The organism is Streptosporangium sp. NBC_01755 (assembly GCF_035917995.1).
Classification (GTDB): Bacteria; Actinomycetota; Actinomycetes; order Streptosporangiales; family Streptosporangiaceae; genus Streptosporangium.
On the sequence record NZ_CP109131.1, the window covers coordinates 7,826,574 to 7,842,761 of the forward strand.

Below are 16,188 nucleotides of genomic sequence, written 5' to 3' on the forward strand. Positions count from 1 at the left end.
GAAATAAATACGATATATCGAAGGATGTTTGATGTGTCGATAGCTCTGCGATGGTCCGAAACGGATCGTGACCGGCTAAGGCGGCACCTGCCCGAGGCCGTCGTCATCATCCCGGTCGGTGCGACCGAGCAACACGGGCCGCACCTGCCGACCTCGACGGACACCCTCATCGCCGCCGCGGTCGCCGACGGCGCGGCGACGGCGGCGGCCGGTCGTAGCGACAGGCCGTTGATCGTCGCCCCCGCGATCGACTGGGGTGCCTCGGATCACCACCTGCCCTACGGCGGGACGCTCTCCCTGTCACCGGAGACGCTGCTGGCCGTGATCTGCGACCTGTTCCGTTCGATCGCGGCGCAGGGCGGGCGGCGGGTGGTCCTGCTCAACGGGCACGGCGGCAACGTCGGGGTCTGCCACGCCGCGGCCGCCGCGGGCTCGACCCGGTTCGACCTGTCCGTCGCGCACCTGGACTACTGGCGGCTCGCCGACACCGAGGGCGAGCCGCCGGTGCCGGGACACGCCGGGGAGTTCGAGACCTCGATGGTCCTGGCCCTCCGGCCCGGCCTGGTCGGCCCGCGCGCCCCCCGGCCCCAGGCGCCCGAGGTCGTGACCGTCCAGGGAGTGGACCTGCACTCCGGTGCCGTGTGGCGCCGGATCGACGGCTTCACCGACCGGCCCGAACTGGCCCAGGCCGACGAGGGCAAACGGCGGCTGGAAGACCTCGTCGGCCGGGCGGCGGACCGCCTGGTCGAGCTGGCGGGCGTCCTGTGATCGACTTCCACACCCACACCCCCACCTGGCGCACCACCAGCTGGCTGGGCGGCGTCACGTTCGGCGCGGACGAGTTCGTCGCCTTCATGGACTCGGCCGGCATCGACCAGGCGGTGGTCCTCAGCCACGACGGCCTCTTCGACGCCACTCCCGAGGCCAACGACGACCTCGCCGCGTTCGTCGGGGAGTACCCGCAGCGACTCGCCGGTTTCGGGACCGTGCACCCGCGTCGCGCGGACGCCCCCGGAGAGGTCGACCGAATGCTCAACGAGCTCGGGCTGCGCGGCCTCAAGCTGCATCCGTGGCTGCAGGGCTTCAGCATGCACGAGTCGGCGCTCGACCCGATCTGTGACGTTCTCGCCCAGAGCGGCGGCATTCTGCTCAGCCATGACGGGACACCGCCCTACTCCACCGGCGGTCAGATCGCGGCTCTGGCCCGGCGGCACCCCTCCCTGCCGGTCGTCCTGGGGCACGCCGGGCTGCACGACACCTGGCGGGAGTCGCTCGCCCTCACCATCGAGACCCCCAACCTCTACATCTGCATCTGCGGCACGCCGCCCTACGCGGCGCGCGAGATCCTCTCCCGGGCGCCCTCCCACAAGGTCCTGTTCGGCACCGACGCCGGGCTGTCGGACCGCAAGAGCCAGGACTACGCGGTGGCCCGGGTGGCCGAGATCGACGGGTGGGGGATCACCGACGAGCAGCGCCGGGCGATGCTGGTCGACAACCCCCGCGCACTGCTGGCGGGGCGGTGAGACCGACCGTCGCCGCGGTCCACACCGCGGCGATCAGCCTCCAGGTACATCCGGACCTGGTCGTCACCGGCGCCAGGGGAACCCACGCCCGTTCGGACTTCCTGCTGGTCCGCGTGGTGACCAGCACCGGCGTCGAAGGGTACGGCGAGGTCAGCGCGACGCCGCTGTGGAGCGGCGAGGACGGCGTCAGCGCCGCCCATTTCATCCGCGAGATCCTGGCCCCCGCCCTGGTGGGCCGGCCGCTCGCGCCGGTCGGCGGCCTGGAGCTCCTGATGGACCGGCTGCTCGCGGGCAACCCGTTCACCAAGGCGGGCGTGTCCATCGCGCTGTGGGACGCGTTCGCCCGGACCCTCGACGTCCCGCTCGCCGTGGCGCTCGGCGGCCCGTACCGCGACGAGGTCCCGATCAAGCTCTCCCTGTCCGGCGACGCCACGGCGCTGGACTCGGTCTTCCGTGCGGCGACCGCGGCCGGATTCCAGGCGTTCAAGGTCAAGGTCGGGCTCGGCGTCGCCGGTGACGTCGCCCGGGTGTCCCGGGCCCGGGAGCTCGCCGGTCCCGCGGCCTTCCTGGGAGCCGACGCCAACGGAGGGTGGACCCGCAGCCAGGCGGCCCGGGCGATCCCCGCACTGGCCGAACAGGGCGTCTCGTTCGTCGAGCAACCGGTCGCACCGGCCGATCTGGACGGCATGCGGCAGCTGCGAGACCTCGGCCTGCCGGTGATCGCCGACGAGTCGGTCTTCGGCCTGGCCGACCTGGCCGCGCTCGTACGGGCACAGGCCGCCGACTGCGTCAGCCTGTACGTGGGCAAGAGCGGCGGGCCCGGGCGCGCCGTGGAGATGGGGCGGCTCGCCTCGTCCTTCGGAATCGACACGCTCCTGGGCTCCAACGGCGAGCTGGGCATCGGCGCCGCCGCACAGCTCCACGTCGCCTGCGCGTTGCCGGCGTTGTCACCGGAGTTCCCCTCCGACATCATCGGCGCGCACTACTACACCGAGGACATCCTCGCCGAGCCACTGGACAGCGACGGCCGCCGCGTCAAGCTCGGCGACTCACCCGGACTGGGAGTCCGGCCACGAGCGGACCTGATGAGGAAATTCCAATGATCGTCGATGTGCACGCCCACACTCCCACCCACCGTGACGCGGTGCCGGCCGAGGAGGCGTGCGTCTTCACCTCCTGGCGCACCGACCGTCCCGTCGTCACCACGAACAGCTGGGCCGACTTCGACAGCGCCATGTCCGCGGTGGACGTCGCGATCGTGTTCAACATCGCGGTGGCCGACCCGGCCGCCGCGACCGGCATACCGCACGCTCCGGAACGTACCAACGACGCGACCGCGGAGTTCGTGGCGAACGATCCCGCCCGCCGCATCGGGTTCATGTCCGTCGACCCCACGTCCGCCGACTGCCTGGAGGAGGCCGAGCGATGTCGTGAGATGGGACTCGTCGGCGTCAAGCTCGGCCCGAACTACCAGAACTTCGATCCGCTCGGGGAGCCCGCGCTGGCGTTCTACGCCTACTGCGAGCAGAACGCGCTGCCCATCCTCTTTCATCAGGGGGCGTCGCCGATCCGCGCGGCGCCGCTGCGCTACACCTACCCGCTGGTGACCGACGAGGTCGCGCTGCGCTTCCCCGAGCTGCGCATCGTCATGGCCCACATGGGCCATCCCTGGGGTAAGGAGACCGTGGCGACGATCCGCAAGCACCCCCATGTCTACGCCGACGTCTCCTCGATCTATCTGCGGCCGTGGGTCTGTTACGAGTCGCTGCTGGCCGCGGTCGAATGGGGGTGCACGCACAAGCTCCTGCTCGGTTCGGACTACCCGATCGCCAACACCGGCGAGGCGATGGCGGGGCTGCGCGGCGTCAACAGGATCCTGGAGGGCACCGCGCTGCCGCGCGTGCCGGCCGAACTCATCGAGCAGATCATCCACGCCGACGCGCTCTCCGCCCTCGGCCTGACCGTGGGAGAACCCGTTGATCGTTGACGCGCATGTACGGCTGGGGCAGGGACGTGAGGCCGGTCTGGAGGCCGATCAGCTGATCGCGACGATGGACTCACTGGGCATCGACGTGGCCCTGGTGGCACCGGACGAACGTTGTATCGCCTACGACAACCGGGCCGGCAACGAGCGGGTGGCCGCGGCCGCGGCCGCGTCGGAGGGACGGCTGATCCCGTACGCGGTCGCCAATCCATGGCGTGGACGAGCGGCCGTGGAGGAGCTGGAACGTGCCAGGGACGCCGGTGCCCGCGCTCTCAACGTGGACAGCGTGCTTCAGGGCTTCGATCTTCTCGACGGGCTCCTGGACCCGTTGCTGGACTTCGCGGCCGAGGCGAGCTGGCCCGTCTACGTCCGCACCGGCACTCCCCCGAGTGCGCTGCCGTTGCCCCTGGCCAGCCTGGCCCGGCGCCGGCCGGAGACGCCGTTCGTGATGGGCCGCAGCGGTGCCACCGATTTCTGGATCGACGCGGCGCCGGCGTTGCGCTACGCGCCGAACCTCTACGGCGACACCAGCTACGCGCCGTGGGACACCGTCCTGGTCGAGCTGGGCCGGGATCCGCAGATCGGCCCGTCGCGGCTGGTCTTCTCCACCGACGCCCCCTACGCGGTGCCGCGCTCCGAACTGCGCCGGGTGCTGGACTGGCCGATCGACGACGACGCGCGGCGCGAGGTGCTCGGCGGCACCGTCATGCGTCTTTTGCCACCTTCTCTCGGCTGACAGTCGTTTCCCCCGCAACTCCTTTTTGCCACCTCCTCTCGGCTGACGATCGTCTCCCCCGCACCCCCTTGTCGGATGCGGGCCGGGGCGTCTATCGTTCCTATTTAAGAAAATATTTTCGGTATTTCGTACATCAAGCTTCATTGAGACAGGAGGGCGAATGAACGTCCAGACGAGTGCCTCACCCATGGCGACTCCTCTCGGCGCCGATGGCCTCACTGACGCCTCGACCCTCGTCCGGGGGATCTCGCCCGTCCTCGGGGTTCCGTTCACCGACACCGGAGACGTCGACTTCGAGGGATTCGGCCGGGTCGTCGACCACGTCCTCGGCACGGGCGTGACGAGCGTGATGTTTCCGGGGTTCGCCTCGGAGTACTACAAACTCACCGAGGACGAGCGCCGCGAGCTGACCGGGATCCTCCTGCGGCGGACCGCCCACCGGCGAGGCCTCGCCGCGATCGTCGCGGTGCAGGACCACACCACCCGGATGGCCGTCGCCCGTGCCCGCGAGGTCGTGGCCGCCGGGGCGGACCTGATCAACCTGCTGGCGCCGCACTTTCTCAGCCCTTCACGCCGCTCCCAGATCGAGCACGTGACAACGGTCCTGGACGCGGTCGCCCCGATCCCGGTGGTACTGCAGTACGCCCCGAACGAGACGGGAAGCAGCCTGGACGCGGCCACCATCGCCGCCCTGGTGCGCACCCACCCGAACCTCCGGCTGATCAAGGTGGAGTCCAACCCACCCGGGCGGCTCATCGGTGAGCTGGCCGCCCTCGACCCGCCGGTGACCTCGCTTGAGGGCTACGCCGGAGTGCAACTCCCAGACGCCTGGCGGCGCGGCGCGGTGGGCAGCCAGCCCGGATGCTCGTTCACCGAGATCTACGTCGAGATCTGGCGCCGGCTCACCTCGGGCGACGAGGCCGGTGGCGAGGACCTGCACCGGCGGCTGCTGCCCTACATCTCCTACTGGATGCTCGACACCGAGCTCATCATCGCCGCCGAGAAGCAGATCTCGTTCCGCCGGGGCCTCATCGACAGCGCCCACTGCCGCCGGCCCGCCCACCTGCTCGACGCCGAGGAACTGCGCCGGATCGAGGTCTTTCTCCAGGAGTTCGCGGACCTGCTGCCCGATTTGTCCGGACGAGGCTAGGTAAATGAGACAAAAATCTAGAAATAACGACACTAAACCCGATATCACTAAGAATGGAGGTTTCTCGGTGAAAGTTGCACGTAAGGTACTGGTCGGTTTGATCGTTGTGCCCAGCCTGGTTCTGACCGCGTGCGGCACAGGCGGCGCGACCGGCGCGAACCAGGCCCCCCAGCAGGCTCCCGACGCCAAGAGCTGGCAGCAGGACATCAAGGGCGGCTCGATCGAGGTCGGTGTGCTCCCGGCCGTCGGCACCCCCTCCCTGAAGTTCATGGAGGACATCGCCGCCGGGATCGAGAAGGACCACGCCGGCGCCGACCTGAAGCAGACCTTCGCCAACACCAAGGCGCGCGCGGCCCTGGAACAAAGGTGGCGCGCGGGTGACGGGCTCGACGTCGACTACACGATGTTCGACGGCACCAACCCGGCGCTGCTGGAGTGGGCCGACAGCGGCGCCCTGCTCGACCTCAAGCCCTACCTGGACCAGGTCGACACGACCACCGGCAAGCCCTGGCTGGACCAGTTCAGTCCGGCGGTCATGCAGTTCATGCAGCACCCGACGAGCAAGAAGATCTACGGCATCCCCTCCGAGCTGTCCCTGCAGGTGCTGTTCTACAACGCGGGGCTCTTCAAGAAGCACAACATCACCCCGCCCGCCACCTGGGACGAACTGATCCAGGCCGCCGACGGGCTCAAGGCCGCCGGGGTGGACCCGATCGCGGTCACCGGCCTGTTCGAGCCCTACATGGGCATGTGGAGCGACAACATCTGGTTGCGCACCGTCGGATACGACAAGGTCCACGACGTCGTCACCGAGGGCAAGGGGAGCATCGTCGACGACCCGGGCTTCCTCAAGGGGCTGCAGATGCTCCAGGACCTGCGGGACAGGAAGGGCTTCCTCAAGGGGTTCGAGGGAACCGACTTCACCGCGGCCCAGGCCCAGTTCTTCCAGGGCAAGGCCGGAATGATCATGATGGGCAGCTGGCTCGTCAGCGAGATGGCCGACGTGATCCCCAAGGACTTCGAGCTGGGCGTCCTGCAGTTCCCGACCGTGACCGGCGGGACCGGTGACCAGGAGAGCATGCTCGCCGCCGCCCAGTTGATGTCGGTGTCCGCCAAGAGCGAGAACATCCCGCTCTCGCTGGAGTGGATCCGCCGGGTCACCAGCGTGGAGACCCAGACCCGCAGGGCCAACGAGATCGGCGAGGTCTCCGGGGTCAAGGGAGTGGCGAGCCCTCCCGGACTGCCGGGCATCTCCGACGTCGTGGCCAAGGCCGACCGGCTCCAGGCGAGCTACTACGGCCTGATGGAGTCCAAGGCCAAGGAGGTCGTCTATCCCGAGATCGCCAAGCTGCTGTTCGGCAAGCAGGACGCGCAGCAGGCTCTCGACAACCTCGACAAGGGACTGCGCCGGGTCTACGGCAACTGAACCCCGTCCACCAAACCCGTCACGGGCTCCTCTTTTCGAGCCGGAGCCCGTGGCAGGTGTGAACCCCGGGAGGCCACATGCTCAAGGCGGCCCAGCGACGCATCATCATCCCATTCCTGATACCCGCGCTCGCGCTGCTGGGGGTCTTCTTTCTCTACCCGCTGGTCAAGACGGTGGACCTGTCGTTGAACGAGTTCTCTCGCACGGGAACGATGCGATTCGTCGGGATTGAGCAGTATCGCCTGCTGGCAGGCGACCCCGCCTTCTTCAACTCGCTCAAGAACACGTTCCTGATCACCATCATCGGCAGCTGCATGCTGTTCCCGCCCGCCATGGCGATCGCCTGGGCCCTGTCCCAGCGGATCCACGGCGAACGCTTCTTCAGGTTCGTGGTGTTCGCCCCGGTCGTCCTGTCGGTCGCCGTCGTTTCGCTGATGTGGAAGTTCCTCTACCACCCCACCCTCGGCCTGATCAATCCCGCGCTGGAGTCCATGGGACTGGGCACCCTGGCCAAGATCTGGCTCGGCGACCCCGCCACCGCGCTGGCCGCCGTGACGTTCGTGTCCGTGTGGCACGGCATCGGCATCTGGATCGTGCTGCTGTGCGCCGGCTTCGAGCGCCTGCCCACCGACGTGCTGCAGGCCGCGCGCATCGACGGGGCGGGCGAGTGGCGGGTCTTCTGGAGCATCATGCTGCCGATGATGCGCGACCTGCTGCGCATGCTCGCCATCCTGTGGGTGGTGCAGAGCCTGCAGACCTTCGCCTTCGTCTACATCATGACCGGAGGCGGCCCTTTCGGCTCGACCGACACCGTCGGCACGCTGATGTACCGCGTCGCCTTCGACCGGGCCGACTTCGGCTATGCCGCTGCCATCGGCGTCGTGCTCGTGGTGGTCATGCTGACGGTGGCCAAGCTCCTCAACAAGGTGATGAAGCGCGATGACCTCCAGTACTGACCTGACGGCGCCCCCCACACCGGCCGGTCCCGCGGACACGCCCCGCCCGTCCGCCCCCACCTCGCGGCGGAGGAGTGACCCACCCCGGCCCCGTGCGCCGTTCCGCCCGCACCATCTCTTCTTCTACCTGCTGCTCGGCGTGGTCGCGCTCTCCTCGATCAGTGCATACACCTGGGTCTTCAACGTGTCGATGAAGACCAACAGCGAGTTCGTCTCCTCGCCTCCCTGGCAGGTCGCCGAGACGTGGCGCTGGGAGAACTACGCCAACGCCTGGGACCGCGCGAACATCGGCCTGTTCTTCGGCAACAGCGTGGTCATCAGCGTCGCCTCGACCGCGGTCGGCGTCGTGCTGGCCGTGTTCGCCGCCTACCCGCTGGCCAGGATCGCCTTCAGGTTCAGCGGCGTGGTGCTCAGCACCTTCCTGCTCGGGCTGATGATCCCGTGGATGGTCACCTTCGCGCCGCTCTACCTGATCATGCAGGATCTCGGGCTTCTCGACAGCCGGCTCGGCCTGATTCTCGTCTACGCCACCTACAACCTGCCGTTCAACGTCTTCGTCCTGGTCGGCTTCATGAAGACCCTGCCGTACGAACTGGAGGAGGCGGCGGCGATGGACGGGGCCGGCCCGGCACGCACGTTCCTCTCGGTGATCCTCCCCCTCATGGGGCCCGGGCTGGCGTCGGTCGCCATCATCAGCTTCCTGCAGAACTGGAACGAGTTCTTCTACGCCCTGCTGCTGATCCACTCTCCGGAGAAGATGCCCCTGCCGCTCGGGCTGTTCCAGCTGGGCCAGGCCGCCGACTACGGCACCAACTGGGCCACGCTGTTCGCCGGGATGATGATCACGGTCACCCCCGTGCTGCTGGGATTCGCCGTACTGCAGAAACAGATCACCAAGGGGCTGACGGCCGGCGCGCTCAAGGGCTGAGCCACAGCGGAGAGAGGGAGATTCATGTCATCTGGTCCTCGGGACACGACGTCACCGCGCCGCGCGCTGATCACCGGCGCCGGCGGGGGAATCGGGGCGGCGATCGCGCGGGTCCTGCACACCGGCGGCGCCACGGTGATCGTCACCGACGTCGACCTGGACGCGGCGCGCGCGACCGCGGACACCATCGAGGGCGCCGAGGCGGTCCACCTCGACGTGCGCTCGGAGAAGTCCGTCCGCTCGGCGATCGGCTCGATCACCTCGCGCCACGGCCCGGTGGACGTCCTGGTCAACAACGCCGCCGTCTGCAGCAACCTCGAGTTCGAGTCCGTGCCCGAACCGGTCTGGTCGGTCGACGTGGACGTCGTCCTCGGCGGGGCGATCCGCCTGTGCCAGGCGGTTCTGCCCGGCATGCGCGAGGCCCGGCGGGGAGCCGTGGTCAACGTGGCCTCGGTCAACGGCCACCGCTATTTCGGCAACGACACCTACAGCGCGGCCAAGGCCGGGCTGCTCAACCTCACCCGCGGTCTGGCCGCCCAGTACGGGCCGTACGGCGTGCGCGTCAACTCGGTGTCGCCCGGCACGATCGCCACCCCGATCTGGGAGGAGCGGCTCGCGACCGATCCGCACGCCCTGGACAAGGCCGCCTCGTGGTACCCGATGGGACGGGTCGGCACCGTGGACGACGTCGCCGAGGCCGTCGCGTTCCTGGCGGGCGACCGCGCATCATGGATCAACGGGATCGACCTGCCCGTGGACGGCGGCCTCCTGGCCGGAAGCCGCGCCATGGCCGTGGACATCGGCGCGGCCGTCGTCGACGCCGGATAACGCGAGAACACCTCGTTAGCTCGCGAAAGCCACGATCAGCGCGTTTCTTCTCGGTTCCCCAGGATGTCGTACACCTCTCCCTGCGACGTCCCGCGGCTGGAAGTTCGCGGGACGTCGCCGGGAGAGGCCGAGAACACGTCGGCCGCCCCTCGCGCTCGGAGCCGAAGGCGCGAGCACAAAGGAGGTCCCCATGCCGTAACGGCGTCCGCACTGCCGGGTGGTCACCGCCCGGGGAGAGGCGCGAGGGCCACGTCCGCGGGACGGACAGTGGCCCGCCTCCTTGCCCGGCCGCTCACGGACGGTAGGCGTTACGTCCGCCGTCGCGGTGACCGCGAGTCCCGGTCGGATCCGTAGCCGCTCCAGCCAGGTTCAGGGCCACCGACCTGGAACAGGTCGCGACCCAGCCTGGCCACGGTGATGTCACTGCGGATACCGCCGTCGTGATCGAGCAGCAGGCAGTACGTGACGGAGCCGACGGACTTGTCGACGTCGCCGGTGCAGATCCGCTGGAGGAAGACGGCGGCTCCCCAGCCCGCGACCTCGATCCGCTTGAGCGCGCTCATGTCGTAGAGCGCGACGGCCTCGCGCGAGGCCTGGGCCTCGGCGCCGACGATCGGTGACCAGTAACGGGCGGCCCAGTCGTTCGGCCGGGGGATGTCGCGGTCTTCGAGCAGTGGCGCGTTGGCGTCGTACCACTGGGGACGCTCCCAGCCGCCCGCCTCGAGGAAGTACCCGCCAAGCTCGCGCTGGCGGGCGTGGAAGGGGCTGGTACGCAGCGGGCGCAGCTTCTCGGCCGGCTGGAGCGGGTGGATGATGTCGTAGACCTCGACGAAGTTCTGGCAGTCGCGGGTGCGCACGTACTCGGGGGCCAGTTGGTGGGCCTCGAACCGGTTGACGTCGCACTCGTGCAGGTCGAAGGAGGAGCAGTGGCCGTCGGCCAGCCATTCGGCCATGGCCCGGCCCACCCCCGCCGAGTGGGTGACCCACACCGCCTCGGCCACCCAGAAGCCTCGTACCTCGCGTGACTCCCCCAGCAGTGGCATGTTGTCGGTGGTGAAGGAGAACAGGCCGTTGACGCCCTCTTCGAGGGTGGCCTGCTCGGCGGCGGGCAGCAGCGCCCGGGTCTCGGCCCAGGCGGGGGCGAAGTCGTCGCCGGTGAACGGCAGCACCGAGGGCATGACCTCCGCGTCGGCGACCGGGAGGATCTCCTCCGGGGTGATCGGCATCGGGCGGTGGCCGTAGTAGCCGATGCCGAGCCGCTCGAATCGCTCCCGGTAGTACAGGTCGGCGTCCTGGTGGCGCAGGATCGGCCGGACGGCCTCCGCGCTCTGCCCGCTGAGTGCGGGGAGGGGGCCGGTCCAGGCGAGCTGGTGGGCCAGGGGGGTCAGCGGCAGTGCCATGCGCCGACCATGCCCGCGACCTTGGGGCCCCAGATGCCGGCGCAGCAGACCACGAGGTCGGCGGGGATCTCGCCCCGGTCGGTGACGACGGCCGCCACCCGGTCGTCCTCGACCCGGATGTCTCGCACCTCGTGCCGGTCCAGCACGCGCACGCCCCGCTCCCGTGCTCGCTCCAGCTGGACCTCGACGGCGCGTACGGCTCCGGCCAGGCCGTCGGTCGGGACGAACAGCCCGCCGAGGACCCTGGCCCCGTCGAGCAGGGAGTGGTGCTCCACGCACTCCTCGGGGGTGAGCAGGCGCGCCTCGACCCCCCAGGCGGTGGCCCAGCCGTGGCGGCGGTGCAGTTCGGCGAGCCTCTCTGGCGTGGTGGCCACCTCCAGGCCGCCCACCTGGAGGAAGCAGTCGAGCGCGACAAGTTTTTCGACCGTGTAGCGGGCCAGTTCGGTCATGGTCTTGGACGGGTTGGTCTGGAACACCAGCCCTGGCGCGTGGGAGGACGATCCACCGGTGGCGGGCACGGCGCCCTGGTCGACGACCGTGATGTCGTCCCAGCCCTTCGCCGAGAGCTCGTCGGCCAGGGCCGCCCCGACGACACCGGCTCCGATGATGACGACGCGTTGGCCTGCCATACCCACCTCCGTCGTTGCACAGTCCGGAACGCGGTGCGCTTCCCGCAACAGATTGTCCTTTTGCGTGCGGCGCTGTCAAGAACGGGCCGTACCCGCCGGTGCAGGGACCGGGCACGGCATCGCAGGAAACCTCACCCGCCGTCATTGTCCGATCGGTGAACAGGCACGACAGCCGGCTTCTTCAGGGCTCGGGCGAGCGGCACCCCGGCGGGAGCCTGGCATGCCAGGCGGAAGTCGGCCCGATGTGCACCTGATAGCCGTGCCCGCCCGCCGGAGCCGAGCCGTCGTAGCGGACCGCGATGGGCAGGAAGTGGAACATCAGGTTGGGATAGTCGACGTCGTCGTTGCTCCGGGTGAAGCCGCCCGCCTCGAAGTGGTTGGTAGCGCCGGGGCCGCTCCGCGCGAACAGCCAGCGCGCGCCGATCCACGGCCGGTTGCGCCACTTCATCGCGGGCTGCATCGACACCGGCCGCTTGCAGCCGTACTGGATGTAGACCTCCAGGTGGTCCTGGAGGTTCTCGCCGACGCCCGGCAGATCGTGCACGACGTCGACGCCGAGGGCGCCCAGTTCGGCGGCGTTGCCCACGCCGGAGAGCTGGAGCAGCTGCGGGGAGTTGATCGCGCCGCCGCAGAGAATGACCTCGCCCGCGCGGACCGTCCGGCCGTCGTACTCAACTCCGACGGCACGCCTCCCCTCGAAGAGGATTCCGGTGACGTGCGCCCGCGTCCTGATCTCCAGGTTGGGGCGGCCGGCGACCGGGTGCAGGTAGGCGCGGGCGGCGGACAGCCGGCGCCCCCTGCTGATGTTGCGGTCGAACCGGGCGAAGCCCTCCTGCCGGTAGCCGTTGACATCGTCGGTCAGCGGGTATCCGGCTTGCTGCACCGCCTCGAAGAAGGCCCCGAACAGCGGATTGCGCACCGGCCCGCGCTCCAGCACGAGGGGGCCGCCCCGCCCGCGCATCGGGTCGGCGGGGTCGGCCGCCAGGCAGTTCTCCATCCGCTTGAAGTACGGCAGGCAGTGGGCGAAGTCCCAGGTCTCCATGCCGGGGTCGGCGCCCCAGCGCTGGTAGTCCAGCGGGTTGCCCCGCTAGAAGATCATGCCGTTGATGCTGCTTGAGCCACCCAGCACCTTGCCCCGGGCATGGTAGATCCGGCGGCCGTTCATGTGCGGCTCGGGCTCGGAGGCGTACTTCCAGTCGTAGAAGCGGTTCCCGATGGGGAAGGGCAGCGCGGCCGGCATGTGGATGAAGACGTCCCACGGGTAGTCCGGGCGGCCCGCCTCCAGCACCAGCACCCGGTTGGCGGGGTCGGCGGAGAGCCGGTTGGCGAGGGCGCTGCCGGCCGAGCCACCTCCAACGATGACAAAGTCGTACATGTCCACCTCGCCTCGCTCAAGCAGGAACAGTGTCCGAAATTGTAGCTAATAGCGCAATATAGTGCACTATTCGCAACAAACATTGTCGGCCCCGCTGACGTTCCTTCCCTTTCCAGCGCCTACAGTTGCGCTATGGGCAACGATCCTCTCGGCGGTCGCACCGACAGCAGCGGTGGAGTCCAGTCCGTCGACCGGGCCATCACCATCCTGGAGATCCTCTCCGAGCGCCGCGAGGCCGGGGTGAGCGAGATAGCCCAGGAGATATCGGTGCACAAGTCGACGGCGTTCCGGCTGCTGGGCGCGCTGGAGGCGCGCGGCCTAGTCGAGCAGGCGGAGGACCGGGGAAAATATCGCCTCAGCTTCGGGCTCATCCGCCTCGCGGGCGGGGTGGCCTCCCGGCTCGACCTCACCCAGCAGAGCCGCCCGGTCTGCCGCCGTCTCGCCGAGGAGCTCGGCGAGACGGTGAACCTGGCGGTGCTGCGCTCCCACTACGCGGTCAACCTGGACCAGGTACGCGGTCCCGCGGCGGTCACCACGCACAACTGGGTCGGCCAGCTCACCCCGCTGCACGCCACCTCCAGCGGGAAGGTCCTGCTGGCCCACCTCGACGAGGCGCACCGGGACCAGCTGGTCACCGCGGGCGGCCTGGAGCGCTACACCCCGAACACGATCACCTCCGCCGCCGCCCTGGAGAAGCAGCTTCTCCAGGCCCGCGAGCGGGGTTACGCGGTCACCGTCGAGGAGTACGAGATCGGCCTGAACGCCATCGCCGCGCCCATCCGCTCCTACGACGGTGAGATCGTCGCCGCGGTCAGCGCGTCAGGCCCCGCCTACCGTTTCGGCAAGGACCGGCTGCACGAGCTGGCACCGCTCGTGATCGCCGGCGCCCGCGACATCAGCCACCGTCTGGGCTACGCCGGACAAGTCTGACCACCACGCTCTTGGAGGTGGGGGTGTTGGAGGTCTCCGCGACCGAGTCGAGCGGCACCAGCACGTTGGTCTCCGGGAAGTACGCGGCGCAGCAGCCACGCGCGGTCGGGTAGGCGACCGCGCGGAAGGACTCCGCCCTGCGCTCCCCGTCGGGCCACTCGCTGACCAGGTCCACCATGTCCCCGTCGGCCAGACCTCGCTCGGCCAGGTCGTCGGCGTGCACGAAGACCACCCGGCGGCCGTTGCGCACGCCCCGGTAGCGGTCGTCCATGCCGTAGATCGTGGTGTTGTACTGGTCGTGGCTGCGGACCGTCTGGAGCAGCAGCCGCCCCGGCGGCACCCGCAGCACCTCCAGGTCGTTGACCGTGAAGTTGGCCTTGCCCGTCGCGGTCGGGAAGCGGCGCTCGTCACGGGGTGCGTTGGGCAGCGCGAAGCCCCCGGGAGCGCGGACCCGGGCGTTGAAGTCGTCGAACCCGGGCACCACCCGGGAGACGCGGTCGCGGATCGCGTCGTAGTCGGCCGCGAACTCCTGCCACGGCACGTGCGGGTCGGCGCCGAACAGCTCCACGGCCAGCCGGCAGACGATCTCCACCTCGGAGAGCAGGTCGTCGGAGGCGGGCCGCAGCTTGCCCCGCGAGGCGTGCACCATGCCCATGGAGTCCTCGACCGTGACGAAACGGTCGCCGTCGCGTTCGGTGCGTCCCAGCGTGGGCAGGATGAGCGCCTCCCGCCCGCACACGGCGTGCGAGCGGTTCAGCTTGGTGGAGACCTGCACCGTCAGCCTGGCCCGGCGCATCGCCTCCTCGGTCGCCGCCGTGTCGGGGGTGGCGGACACGAAGTTGCCGCCCATCGCGATGAAGACCTTCGCCTGCCCGGAGCGGAGCGCCCTGATCGCCTCCACGGTGTCGAAGCCGTGTTCGCGGGGCGGCTCGAAGCCGAACTCGTCGCGCAGCGCGTCCAGGAAGCGGGCCGGCGGCTTCTCGTAGATGCCCATGGTGCGGTCGCCCTGGACGTTGGAGTGGCCCCTGACCGGGCAGACCCCCGCGCCCGCGCGGCCCACGTTGCCACGGAGCAGCAGGAAGTTGACGACCTCCCTGATGGTGGCGACGGAGTTCTTGTGCTGGGTGAGCCCCATCGCCCAGCACACGATCACCGATTTCGCGCCGAGCACCTCCCGTACGGCCTCCTCGATGGCCGGGCGGCCCAGCCCGGTCGCCTCCTCTACCTCCGCCCAGTCCAGGGAGCGCAGGTCCTCGGCCCATTTGTCGAAGCCGTGGGTGTGGGCCTCGACGAAGTCGCGGTCGATCACGGTGCCGGGGGCGGCCTCCTCGGCTTCGAGTAGCAGCAGCGACATCGCCTTGAAGAGCGCGAGGTCGCCGTTGAGCCGGATCTGCAGGAACCTGTCGGACAGCGTCGTCCCCCGCCCCACCAGCCCCGACGGCCGCTGCGGGTTCTTGAAGCGGAGCAGTCCGGCCTCGGGCAGCGGGTTGACCGCGACGATCCGGGCGCCTTCGCGCTTGGCCCGTTCCAGCGCCGAGAGCATCCGCGGATGGTTGGTGCCGGGGTTCTGACCGACCACGAAGATCAGGTCGGCCCGGTACAGGTCCTCCAGCGAGACCGTGCCCTTGCCGATGCCCAGGGTCTCGTTGAGCGCCGAGCCGCTGGACTCGTGGCACATGTTGGAGCAGTCGGGCAGGTTGTTGGTGCCGAACCTGCGCACCAGGAGCTGGTAGGCGAACGCGGCCTCGTTCGAGGTGCGCCCCGAGGTGTAGAAGAGCGCCTCATCCGGGCTGTCCAGCGCGCGCAGCTCCCGCGCGATCAGGGAGAACGCGTCATCCCAGCTCACCGGCACGTAGTGGTCGGAGCCCTCGGGTTTACGCATCGGCTCGGTGAGCCGCCCCTGCTGGCCCAGCCAGTATTCGGTGTGCCCGGCCAGGTCGTCGACGGTGTGCCGGGCGAAGAAGTCGCGGGTGACCCTGCGGACGGTGGCCTCCTCGGCCACCGCCTTCGCGCCGTTCTCGCAGAACTCGAACGGGCTGCGGTGCTCGCCCTCGGGCCAGGCGCAGCCCGGGCAGTCGAAGCCTTCCTTCTGGTTGACCCCGGCCAGGGTGAGGAGGGTGCGGCCGACTCCCATCTGGGCGTTGGCGGTCAGTAGCGACCGGGTCACCCCTGGTATGCCGGCTGCCCACTCCTTGGGAGGCCCGATCTCAATGCCGTCCTCGTTGACGTCGTCGCGCGGAGCCTTCCTGGCCATCCTCGCGCCCCCTTCCGATCGCCCTGCGTCCCGAAACGGAGGGTTTCGCACACTATAGGCGTCTGCCCG

At 69.5% G+C, this 16,188-nt stretch carries 14 protein-coding genes and 1 pseudogene; 11 read left to right on the forward strand and 4 right to left on the reverse strand.

Annotation, left to right across the window (positions count from 1 at the left end; translation table 11 throughout):
- Positions 1-33 precede the first annotated feature (33 nt).
- From OG884_RS35975 to OG884_RS36020, 10 genes are all read left to right on the forward strand, one after another.
- On the forward strand, positions 34-768 hold the full coding sequence (locus OG884_RS35975; RefSeq protein ID WP_326640351.1) for a creatininase family protein: 735 nt from the start codon (positions 34-36) through the stop codon (positions 766-768).
- Positions 765-1,523 carry an amidohydrolase family protein gene (locus OG884_RS35980; protein ID WP_326640353.1) on the forward strand — a complete coding sequence of 253 codons (759 nt, stop codon included), beginning with the start codon at positions 765-767 and terminating at the stop codon, positions 1,521-1,523. The genes OG884_RS35975 and OG884_RS35980 overlap by 4 nt, the downstream gene beginning before the upstream one ends.
- On the forward strand, positions 1,520-2,626 hold the full coding sequence (locus OG884_RS35985) for a mandelate racemase/muconate lactonizing enzyme family protein (protein ID WP_326640355.1): 1,107 nt from the start codon (positions 1,520-1,522) through the stop codon (positions 2,624-2,626). Before OG884_RS35980 ends, OG884_RS35985 begins: the two co-directional genes overlap by 4 nt.
- The gene (locus OG884_RS35990) at positions 2,623-3,510 is read left to right on the forward strand and encodes an amidohydrolase family protein (protein WP_326640357.1); all 888 of its coding nucleotides are present in this window, start codon (positions 2,623-2,625) and stop codon (positions 3,508-3,510) included. The genes OG884_RS35985 and OG884_RS35990 overlap by 4 nt, the downstream gene beginning before the upstream one ends.
- Entirely contained in the window at positions 3,500-4,243 is a 744-nt protein-coding gene (locus OG884_RS35995; RefSeq protein WP_326640360.1) for an amidohydrolase family protein, read from the forward strand. The genes OG884_RS35990 and OG884_RS35995 overlap by 11 nt, the downstream gene beginning before the upstream one ends.
- A 160-nt stretch (positions 4,244-4,403) precedes the next feature.
- Positions 4,404-5,393, forward strand: a complete 990-nt coding sequence (locus OG884_RS36000; RefSeq protein WP_326640362.1) for a dihydrodipicolinate synthase family protein — start codon at positions 4,404-4,406, stop codon at positions 5,391-5,393.
- 67 nt (positions 5,394-5,460) lie between these two features.
- Positions 5,461-6,819: an ABC transporter substrate-binding protein gene (locus OG884_RS36005; protein ID WP_326640364.1), complete on the forward strand. Its 1,359-nt coding sequence runs from the start codon at positions 5,461-5,463 to the stop codon at positions 6,817-6,819.
- Positions 6,820-6,896: 77 nt separating this feature from the next.
- Complete coding sequence (locus OG884_RS36010) at positions 6,897-7,775, forward strand: carbohydrate ABC transporter permease (RefSeq protein WP_326640366.1); 879 nt, start codon at positions 6,897-6,899, stop codon at positions 7,773-7,775.
- Positions 7,759-8,703, forward strand: a complete 945-nt coding sequence (locus OG884_RS36015) for a carbohydrate ABC transporter permease (protein WP_326640368.1) — start codon at positions 7,759-7,761, stop codon at positions 8,701-8,703. Before OG884_RS36010 ends, OG884_RS36015 begins: the two co-directional genes overlap by 17 nt.
- Positions 8,704-8,727: 24 nt before the next feature.
- The gene (locus tag OG884_RS36020) at positions 8,728-9,531 is read left to right on the forward strand and encodes an SDR family NAD(P)-dependent oxidoreductase (protein WP_326640370.1); all 804 of its coding nucleotides are present in this window, start codon (positions 8,728-8,730) and stop codon (positions 9,529-9,531) included.
- A 308-nt stretch (positions 9,532-9,839) separates the two neighbouring features.
- On the opposite strand, the gene OG884_RS36025 is transcribed toward OG884_RS36020, so the two are convergent.
- The 3 genes and pseudogenes from OG884_RS36025 to OG884_RS36035 all read right to left on the reverse strand — a co-directional run bounded on the left by OG884_RS36025 (position 9,840) and on the right by OG884_RS36035 (position 12,935).
- Complete coding sequence (locus OG884_RS36025) at positions 9,840-10,931, reverse strand: FAD-dependent oxidoreductase (protein WP_326640372.1); 1,092 nt, start codon at positions 10,929-10,931, stop codon at positions 9,840-9,842.
- Complete coding sequence (locus OG884_RS36030; protein ID WP_326640374.1) at positions 10,916-11,560, reverse strand: NAD(P)/FAD-dependent oxidoreductase; 645 nt, start codon at positions 11,558-11,560, stop codon at positions 10,916-10,918. The genes OG884_RS36025 and OG884_RS36030 overlap by 16 nt, the downstream gene beginning before the upstream one ends.
- Before the next feature lie 181 nt (positions 11,561-11,741).
- Positions 11,742-12,935: pseudogene (locus OG884_RS36035) on the reverse strand (choline dehydrogenase).
- A gap of 132 nt (positions 12,936-13,067) precedes the next feature.
- Here OG884_RS36035 and OG884_RS36040 point away from each other — a divergent pair.
- Positions 13,068-13,865 (forward strand): IclR family transcriptional regulator, encoded by a 798-nt coding sequence (locus OG884_RS36040; RefSeq protein ID WP_326640376.1) that lies wholly within the window; start codon positions 13,068-13,070, stop codon positions 13,863-13,865.
- Here OG884_RS36040 and OG884_RS36045 read toward each other — a convergent pair.
- The gene (locus OG884_RS36045; protein WP_326640378.1) at positions 13,831-16,119 is read right to left on the reverse strand and encodes an FdhF/YdeP family oxidoreductase; all 2,289 of its coding nucleotides are present in this window, start codon (positions 16,117-16,119) and stop codon (positions 13,831-13,833) included. The two genes, OG884_RS36040 and OG884_RS36045, sit on opposite strands and share 35 nt — an antisense overlap.
- Positions 16,120-16,188 lie beyond the last annotated feature (69 nt).

What these genes read in the sequence shown, in the direction of transcription:
- OG884_RS36025 (WP_326640372.1), bottom strand. Translation starts at nt 10,931, where the DNA reads ATGGCACTGCCGCTGACCCCCCTGGCCCACCAGCTCGCCTGGACCGGC.
- OG884_RS36000 (WP_326640362.1), top strand. Translation starts at nt 4,404, where the DNA reads ATGAACGTCCAGACGAGTGCCTCACCCATGGCGACTCCTCTCGGCGCC.
- OG884_RS36030 (WP_326640374.1), bottom strand. Translation starts at nt 11,560, where the DNA reads ATGGCAGGCCAACGCGTCGTCATCATCGGAGCCGGTGTCGTCGGGGCG.
- OG884_RS36015 (WP_326640368.1), top strand. Translation starts at nt 7,759, where the DNA reads ATGACCTCCAGTACTGACCTGACGGCGCCCCCCACACCGGCCGGTCCC.
- OG884_RS35990 (WP_326640357.1), top strand. Translation starts at nt 2,623, where the DNA reads ATGATCGTCGATGTGCACGCCCACACTCCCACCCACCGTGACGCGGTG.
- OG884_RS36040 (WP_326640376.1), top strand. Translation starts at nt 13,068, where the DNA reads ATGGGCAACGATCCTCTCGGCGGTCGCACCGACAGCAGCGGTGGAGTC.
- OG884_RS36020 (WP_326640370.1), top strand. Translation starts at nt 8,728, where the DNA reads ATGTCATCTGGTCCTCGGGACACGACGTCACCGCGCCGCGCGCTGATC.
- OG884_RS36010 (WP_326640366.1), top strand. Translation starts at nt 6,897, where the DNA reads ATGCTCAAGGCGGCCCAGCGACGCATCATCATCCCATTCCTGATACCC.
- OG884_RS36045 (WP_326640378.1), bottom strand. Translation starts at nt 16,119, where the DNA reads ATGGCCAGGAAGGCTCCGCGCGACGACGTCAACGAGGACGGCATTGAG.